Origin of the sequence: Stutzerimonas kunmingensis, assembly GCF_032106285.1 — a bacterium.
Classification (GTDB): domain Bacteria; phylum Pseudomonadota; class Gammaproteobacteria; order Pseudomonadales; family Pseudomonadaceae; genus Stutzerimonas; species Stutzerimonas kunmingensis_B.
On sequence record NZ_DAMCPO010000015.1, the window covers coordinates 91,240 to 98,939 of the forward strand.

The following is a 7,700-nucleotide window of genomic DNA, read 5'->3' on the forward strand; positions in this document are numbered from 1 at the left end:
GATAGTTTTTCAAAAGCCTGTTTGCGGATAACCGGGCTAACCCGGAGACCAAGCCGATGAGCGAACTCTTCTACGATGCTGCGCCGAACGCTACCCGCGTCGCGCCGCCGCTGCCAAAGCCGCGCGAATACCCCGCCAAGCCGAGCCAGGTTTATCTGTTCGGTACCTGCGTGGTCGACCTGTTCTATCCCGAGGCGGGCCTGGATGCCATCCGCCTGCTCGAGCGCGAAGGATTGACCGTGCACTTCCCGCAGGGTCAGACCTGCTGCGGCCAGCCGGCCTACACCAGCGGCTACACCGACGAGGCACGCAACGTCGCACGGGCGCAACTGGATCTGTTCGCCAACGACTGGCCCGTGGTCGTCCCGTCCGGCTCCTGCGCCGGCATGCTGCGCCACCATTATTTGGACCTGTTCAAGGACGAGCCGGCGACGCTGAAGAAGGCGCAGGCCTTGGCCGAGCGCACCTTCGAGCTGGCCGAGTTCCTGCTCAATGTCTGCAAGGTCGAATTCAAGGACGCCGGCACGCCGACCAAGGTTGCCCTGCATACCTCCTGCTCGGCCCGCCGCGAAATGAACACCCACCTACACGGCCGCGCCCTGCTTGCCCAGCTGGGCCAAGTCGAGCGCGTCGAGCATGACCACGAAAGCGAATGCTGCGGCTTCGGCGGCACCTTCAGCGTACGCATGCCCGATATCTCCGGCGCCATGGTGCTGGACAAGACCCGTGCACTGAAGGAATCCGGCGCGCATCAGGTGATCAGCGCCGACTGCGGTTGCCTGATGAACATCAACGGTTCGCTGGAAAAGCAGCGTGAAGTCCTGCGCGGCCAGCATCTGGCGAGCTTCCTCTGGCAACGCACCGGAGGTGCCCGATGAACGCCGAACAGCGTATTCCCGCGATACAGATCGAGAACGCCGGAGACCCGGATTTCCGCGCCCGCGCCCGCAAGTCCCTGAAGGACGACCAGCTGCGGCGCAACTTCCGCACCGCCATGGACTCGCTGATGACCAAGCGCGCCGTGGCCTTCAGCGATGCCGACGAACGCGAGCGGCTGCGCGAGATGGGCAACCGCATCCGCGCCCGCGCACTGTCCAAGCTGCCCGAACTGCTCGAGCGGCTGGAAACCAACCTGACCCGCAACGGTGTGAACGTGCACTGGGCAGAGACGGTTGAAGAGGCGAACAACATCGTCCTCGAGATCGCCCGCGCTCATGAGGCGCGCCAAGTGATCAAGGGCAAATCGATGGTCAGCGAAGAGATGGAGATGAACCATTTCCTCGAAGGCCATGGCATCGAATGCCTGGAGTCGGACATGGGCGAGTACATCGTCCAGCTCGACCACGAAAAGCCTTCCCATATCATCATGCCGGCAATCCACAAGAACGCCGGCCAGGTCGCGTCCCTGTTCCACGAGAAACTCGGCGTGGAGTACACCAAGGACGTCGACCAACTCATTCAGATCGGCCGCCGCACCCTGCGCCAGAAGTTCTTCGAGGCCGATATCGGCGTCTCCGGCGTGAACTTCGCGGTGGCTGAGACCGGCACCCTGCTGCTCGTGGAAAACGAGGGCAATGGGCGCATGTCCACCGGCGTGCCGCCGGTACATATCGCCGTTACCGGGATCGAAAAGGTCGTGGAGAACCTGCGCGACGTGGTCCCGCTGCTCTCGCTGCTGACCCGCTCGGCGCTCGGCCAGCCGATCACCACCTACGTCAACATGATCTCCAGCCCGCGCAAGGCCGACGAGCTCGACGGCCCGCAGGAAGTGCATTTGATCCTGCTGGACAACGGCCGCAGCCAGGCCTTCGCCGACAGCGAGCTGCGCCAGACGCTCAACTGCATCCGCTGCGGCGCCTGCATGAACCATTGCCCGGTCTACACCCGCGTCGGCGGCCATACCTACGGCGAGGTCTACCCCGGTCCGATCGGCAAGATCATCACCCCGCACATGGTCGGCCTGGACAAGGTGCCGGATCACCCCAGCGCCTCGTCGCTGTGCGGCGCCTGCGGCGAAGTCTGCCCGGTGAAGATCCCGATTCCGGCCATTCTGCGCCGGCTGCGCGAGGAGAACGTCAAGGCACCGGACGATCCGCACAAGGTCATGCGCGGCCAGGGCAGCAAATATTCGAAGCAGGAACGACTGATGTGGGCTGGCTGGCGGCTGCTCAACACCAGCCCGACGCTGTACCGCGTATTCGGCTTCTTCGCCACACGCCTGCGCGGCCTGACGCCATCGAACATCGGCCCCTGGACGCAGAACCACAGCGCACCGAAACCTGCCGCCCGCTCGCTGCACGAGCTGGCCCGCGAGCACCTGGAGGGCAAGCGATGAGCGCCAAGGCCAATATCCTCGCCAAGCTGAAAAAGAGCCTGGAAGGCACCACGCCTATCGTCGATGACTACGACGTATCGTTGGTCACCCAGCCATGGAGCTACGCGCCCGAGCAGCGCATTGCCCGCTTGCGCCAGCTGATGGAAGCGGTGCACACCGAGATTCACCTGACCACGGACGCCGGCTGGCCCGCCCTGCTCGAACAGCTGCTGCACGACCGCCAGCTGCCGAGCCTGCTGATCGCCCCGACCACGCCGTACGGCCAGCGCTTCACCGCGCATTGCGCCGGCCGCGAGGGCCTGCCGACGCTGAAGGCCTACGACCGCCCGGTCGAGGACTGGAAGGACGAGCTGTTCAACGACACACCGGCGAGCCTCACCGGCACCCTCGGCGCCATCGCCTCCACCGGTAGTCTGATCATGTGGCCGACCCGCGAGGAGCCGCGCCTGATGAGCCTGGTGCCACCGGTGCACTTCGCCATCCTCAAGGCCAGCGAAATCCACGACAACTTCTACGAGATCCAGCAGAAGTTCCAGTGGGCCGCTGGCATGCCGACCAATGCGCTGTTGGTCTCCGGCCCGTCGAAAACCGCCGACATCGAGCAAGTGCTGGCCTACGGCGCCCACGGGCCGAAGGATCTGATCCTGCTGATCCTGGAGGACGCATGAACGCGGCCGCCCAGCTTGAACGTGCGCCTTTGCCAGCCGCGTTCCTCCGCGAAGTCGAGCAGCTGATCCCTGCCGAGCGCCGCTTCGACGACCCGCTTTCCACCCTCGCCTTCGGCACCGACGCCAGCTTCTACCGGCTGATTCCCAGGCTGGTGGTGCGCGTCGAATCCGAAGCCGAGGTGATCGCGCTGCTCAAGCTGGCCCATGCGGAAAACGTCCCGGTGACCTTCCGCGCCGCGGGCACCAGCCTGTCCGGCCAGGCGATCAGCGACTCGGTGCTGATCGTGCTCGGCGACAACTGGAACGGCCGAGAGATTCGCAACGGCGGCGAGCAAATCCGCTTGCAACCGGGCGTAATCGGCGCCAACGCCAACGCCGTACTCGCCCCCTTCCAGCGCAAGATCGGCCCTGATCCGGCCTCGATCAACGCAGCGAAGATCGGCGGCATCGTTGCCAACAATTCCAGCGGCATGTGCTGCGGCACGGCGCAGAACACGTACAAGACCCTCGCCGGGCTGCGTGTCGTACTGGCAGACGGCACTGTGGTCGACAGCGAAGATGCCGCCAGTGTCGACGCCTTCCGCCAGAGCCATGCGGCGCTGCTCGAACAGCTGGCCGAACTAGGGCGCGAGACCCGCGCCAACACCGAACTGGCCGCGAAGATCCGCCACAAGTACCGGCTGAAGAACACCACCGGTTTCTCGCTCAATGCGCTGGTCGACTACGACGAGCCGCTGGATATCCTCAACCACCTGATGGTTGGTTCCGAAGGCACGCTGGGCTTTATCAGCGCGGTGACCTACGACACCGTGCCGGATCACCCGCACAAAGCCAGCGCGCTGGTGGTGTTCCCTGACGTGGAAACCTGCTGCCTGGCCGTACCCGTGCTCAAGCAGCAGCCGGTGTCGGCCGTGGAGCTGCTGGACCGCCGCAGTCTGCGCTCGGTCGAACACAAGGCCGGCATGCCCGAGTGGGTGAAGGAACTGTCGCCGACCGCCTGCGCACTCTTGATCGAATCGCGCGCCGCCAGCCAGTCGCTGCTGCACGAGCAGATCAACCTGATCATGACCTCCATCGCGCATTTCCCGGTGGAAAAGCAGGTCGACTTCAGCGAAGACCCGGTGGTCTACAACCAGCTGTGGAAGATCCGCAAGGACACCTTCCCAGCAGTCGGCGCCGTGCGCCAGACCGGCACCACGGTGATCATCGAAGATGTCACCTTCCCCGTCGAGCGCCTGGCCGAGGGTGTAAACCGGCTGATCGAACTGCTCGACAAGCACCGCTACGACGAGGCGATCCTCTTCGGCCACGCGCTGGAGGGCAACCTGCACTTCGTCTTCACCCAGGGCTTCGATGATCCGGCGCAGGTCGCCCGTTACGAAGCCTTCATGGGCGAAGTGGCGCAGCTGGTCGCCGTCGAATTCGGCGGTGCGCTCAAGGCTGAACACGGCACAGGGCGCAATATGGCGCCCTTCGTCGAGCTGGAATGGGGCAGCGAAGCCTACGCGCTGATGTGGAAGATCAAGCGCCTGCTCGACCCCACCGGCATCCTCAATCCGGACGTGGTGCTCTCCGAAGACCCGGACATCCACCTGAAGAACCTCAAGCCGATGCCCGCCGCCGACGAGATCGTCGACAAGTGCATCGAGTGCGGTTTCTGTGAGCCGGTCTGCCCATCCAACGGGCTGACCCTCACCCCACGCCAGCGCATCGTCATCTGGCGCGACATCCAGGCCCGTAAGCGCGCCGGCGTCGACACCACGGAAATCGAGCGCCTCTACCATTACCACGGCGTCGAAACCTGCGCCGCCACCGGCCTCTGCGCCCAGCGCTGCCCGGTCGGCATCAACACTGGCGATCTGGTGCGCAAGCTGCGCGGGCGTGAAGCGAGCAAAACCGGAACCGCCAACTGGCTGGCCGATCACTTCTCCACGGCCGTGCAGGGCACTCGCTTCATGCTGCATGCCGCCAACGGCGCGCATATCATCCTCGGCACCAAGCGTCTGGCCAAGCTGTCCGCCACCATGACCAACGCCAGCAAGGGTCGCGTCCCGCAATGGACTCCGGCGATGCCGCAACCCCTGCAGCGCCTGCACCTGCCCCAGCCTGCCGTTCAGGACGAGCGCCCGCGGGTGGTCTATCTGGCTGCCTGCGTTTCCCGTGCCATGGCGCCGGCGGCACGCGATCAGGAACAGGAGCCGCTGCTCGACAAGACCCGCAGCCTGCTGGAAAAGGCCGGCTACCAGGTGATTTTCCCCGAGCAGCTGAACGACCTGTGCTGCGGCCAGCCGTTTGCTTCCAAGGGTTACGCTGAACAGGGCGAGCGTAAGCGTCAGGAAATGCTCGACGCGCTGCTCAAGGCCAGCCGCGGCGGGCTTGATCCGATCTACTGCGACACCAGCCCCTGCACGCTGCGCCTGGTCCAGGGCCTGACCGATCAGCGCCTCGACCTCTACGATCCGGTGCGCTTCATCCGCACGCACCTGCTCGACAAGCTGGACTTCGTCCCGCAGGAAAAGCCGATCGCCGTGCACGTTACCTGCAGCACCCAGCACCTTGGGGAAGCACAGGCACTGATCGATATCGCTCGTCGCTGCGCCAGGGAAGTCGTGGTGCCCGAAGGCATTCATTGCTGCGGTTTCGCCGGAGACAAAGGCTTCACCACCCCGGAGCTCAACGGTCACGCCCTGCGCAGCCTGAAGGATGCGGTGCATATCTGCGAAGAAGGCATATCCACCAGCCGCACCTGCGAGATCGGCCTGTCCCGTCATGGCCAGATCGACTACCACGGACTGGTCTATCTGGTAGACCGCGTCACGCGCAGCAAAACAGCGGCCCAGCCGCTCTAACCCGCGCACCACGGCCCCGCTCAAGAGAGCGGGGCCGCTTCGTTTGTGTCACTTCGATGAACGCTCACGCGCAATCGCAGTCGGAATTTTAGAGCCCCTGACGGGTTCGATTCGACTCGGCGCCGCCGTTTCAGTTGGTATCTGGCAGGCCCGGGAAGTCCATAAGACTGGAGGACCCACAATGAAAGTTCATGCACTGCTCGCATCCGCGGTACTGCTCGCCAGCCCGGCCGTCTTCGCCCAAGACGACCTGTGCCAGCTCAACCTGCAGGAAATCGACGACAACATGGCCACCAACACCGCCACCCTGGGTGAGCCGGCCAAGAGCCAGGTCGACGAGTACGTCAAACAGGCCCGCCAAGCCCAGCAATCTGGCGACACCGATGCCTGCATCGCGCACTCCACCAAAGCGCTGCAAGAGCTGAAAGGCCCCGGCAGCACCGGTAGCGGCGGCACAGCTGGCTCTGGCTCTGGCGGCGGAAACTAAGCCCGACAGGCGGGGTCGTGCGAGCGATCCTGCGCAGCCGAGCTGTACATTTTGTAACCAGCATGGCTACAAACTGATCGACAGCGCAGAGAGATCGCCGTACACTCGCGCCCAGCACCACAAGCGTCACCAGGGGCCGATTAGGATTCGACGCCGGTAACAAAACTTGAGGGGCATGCCGAGTTGGTAACAGAACTCGTAAATAAACTGTTGCAAACTTATAGTTGCCAACGACGACAACTACGAAGGGTACGCGCTAGCCGCCTAACCTTCATCTGGTAGCTTCGGCTCCAGCGGTCACTAGGGGATGCCTGTAAACCCGAAATGACTGTCAGACAGAACAGGATCGCCGCCAAGTTCGCTGTAGACGTAACGGCTAAAACTCATACAGCTCGCTCCAAGCACCCTGCCAATCGGGCGGCGCGGAGTTAACTCAGTAGATCTGGCTAAGCATGTAGAACCGATAGCGGAGAGCTGGCGGACGGGGGTTCAAATCCCCCCGGCTCCACCAATTTGTCTTCCCAAGAAGACCCAGAAAAGCCGTAAAGCCTAGAGAAATCAAAGCTTTACGGCTTTTTTCTTGCCCGCGTTTTCCCACCTGATCCCAGGGCATCCCACAGTTGACGGGGGCATATATGGGGGCATAAAACGCTCATCAGCTCGCTCGGAGAGGATGTGCCCCCAATGCCCCTGAAAGACACCAACTGCCGCAACGCTAAGCCCCAGGACAAGCCCTATCGGCTATACGACGAACAGGGTCTGTACCTTGAAGTGCAGCCCAACGGAGGCCGTTACTGGCGCTTGAAATACCGTTTTCTGGGAAAGGAAAAACGCCTGGCTCTTGGTGTTTACCCTGAGGTCGGCTTGCAGGAAGCTCGGCGCAAACGTGATGACGCTCGTGTCCAACTTGCCAGCGGCCAAGATCCTTCGCTGCAAAGACGCATGGCCAAGGTGGTCAGCCAACTTGATCACCAGCACACTTTTGAATCGGTTGCCACGCAGTGGCTCAATATTCGCGAATCCTCCTGGGACCCGGAGTACACCCGGACTGTACGGCAGCGCCTTGAGCTCAATGCCTTCCCCTGGCTGGGAAAACTCCCGATTAGCAGCATCAGCACGCCCATGCTGGTCGAAAACCTCCAGCGCATCATCAAGCGCGGCGCTCGCGAGACGGCGCGTCGTGTTGCCCAGATCTACAAACAGATTTTTGAGTTCGCCGAAGCTGCCGGCATCACCCCGCCCAACCAGATAGGGAATCTCTCACGGACGCTCCCAGCCAAGCGGGTGAAACACTTTGCTGCCGTGACCGATCCTGAAAAACTCGGGGCACTGCTCAAAGCACTGGATAGCTACACGGGAAC

At 63.2% G+C, this 7,700-nt stretch carries 6 protein-coding genes and 1 other RNA gene; all 7 read left to right on the forward strand.

Annotation, left to right across the window (positions count from 1 at the left end; translation table 11 throughout):
- Positions 1–56 precede the first annotated feature (56 nt).
- Positions 57–878: a (Fe-S)-binding protein gene (locus RT582_RS13580; protein WP_313477859.1), complete on the forward strand. Its 822-nt coding sequence runs from the start codon at positions 57–59 to the stop codon at positions 876–878.
- Entirely contained in the window at positions 875–2,335 is a 1,461-nt protein-coding gene (locus RT582_RS13585; RefSeq protein WP_313477862.1) for a LutB/LldF family L-lactate oxidation iron-sulfur protein, read from the forward strand. Before RT582_RS13580 ends, RT582_RS13585 begins: the two co-directional genes overlap by 4 nt.
- Complete coding sequence (locus RT582_RS13590; protein ID WP_038663056.1) at positions 2,332–3,003, forward strand: LutC/YkgG family protein; 672 nt, start codon at positions 2,332–2,334, stop codon at positions 3,001–3,003. The genes RT582_RS13585 and RT582_RS13590 overlap by 4 nt, the downstream gene beginning before the upstream one ends.
- A complete protein-coding gene (locus RT582_RS13595) occupies positions 3,000–5,852 on the forward strand; it encodes an FAD-binding and (Fe-S)-binding domain-containing protein (RefSeq protein ID WP_313477865.1) in 2,853 nt (950 codons plus the stop codon). The genes RT582_RS13590 and RT582_RS13595 overlap by 4 nt, the downstream gene beginning before the upstream one ends.
- Before the next feature lie 181 nt (positions 5,853–6,033).
- Positions 6,034–6,339 (forward strand): hypothetical protein, encoded by a 306-nt coding sequence (locus RT582_RS13600; RefSeq protein WP_313477868.1) that lies wholly within the window; start codon positions 6,034–6,036, stop codon positions 6,337–6,339.
- 132 nt (positions 6,340–6,471) lie between these two features.
- Positions 6,472–6,850, forward strand: a transfer-messenger RNA (tmRNA) gene (gene ssrA, locus RT582_RS13605).
- Between the two features lie 173 nt (positions 6,851–7,023).
- The coding region (locus tag RT582_RS13610; RefSeq protein WP_313477871.1) for a tyrosine-type recombinase/integrase at positions 7,024–7,700 on the forward strand (677 nt) is incomplete at its 3' end.

Bases quoted from the DNA above. Each gene is read 5' to 3' on its own strand.
- RT582_RS13580 (WP_313477859.1), top strand. From the start codon at position 57: ATGAGCGAACTCTTCTACGATGCTGCGCCGAACGCTACCCGCGTCGCG.
- RT582_RS13585 (WP_313477862.1), top strand. From the start codon at position 875: ATGAACGCCGAACAGCGTATTCCCGCGATACAGATCGAGAACGCCGGA.
- RT582_RS13590 (WP_038663056.1), top strand. From the start codon at position 2,332: ATGAGCGCCAAGGCCAATATCCTCGCCAAGCTGAAAAAGAGCCTGGAA.
- RT582_RS13595 (WP_313477865.1), top strand. From the start codon at position 3,000: ATGAACGCGGCCGCCCAGCTTGAACGTGCGCCTTTGCCAGCCGCGTTC.
- RT582_RS13600 (WP_313477868.1), top strand. From the start codon at position 6,034: ATGAAAGTTCATGCACTGCTCGCATCCGCGGTACTGCTCGCCAGCCCG.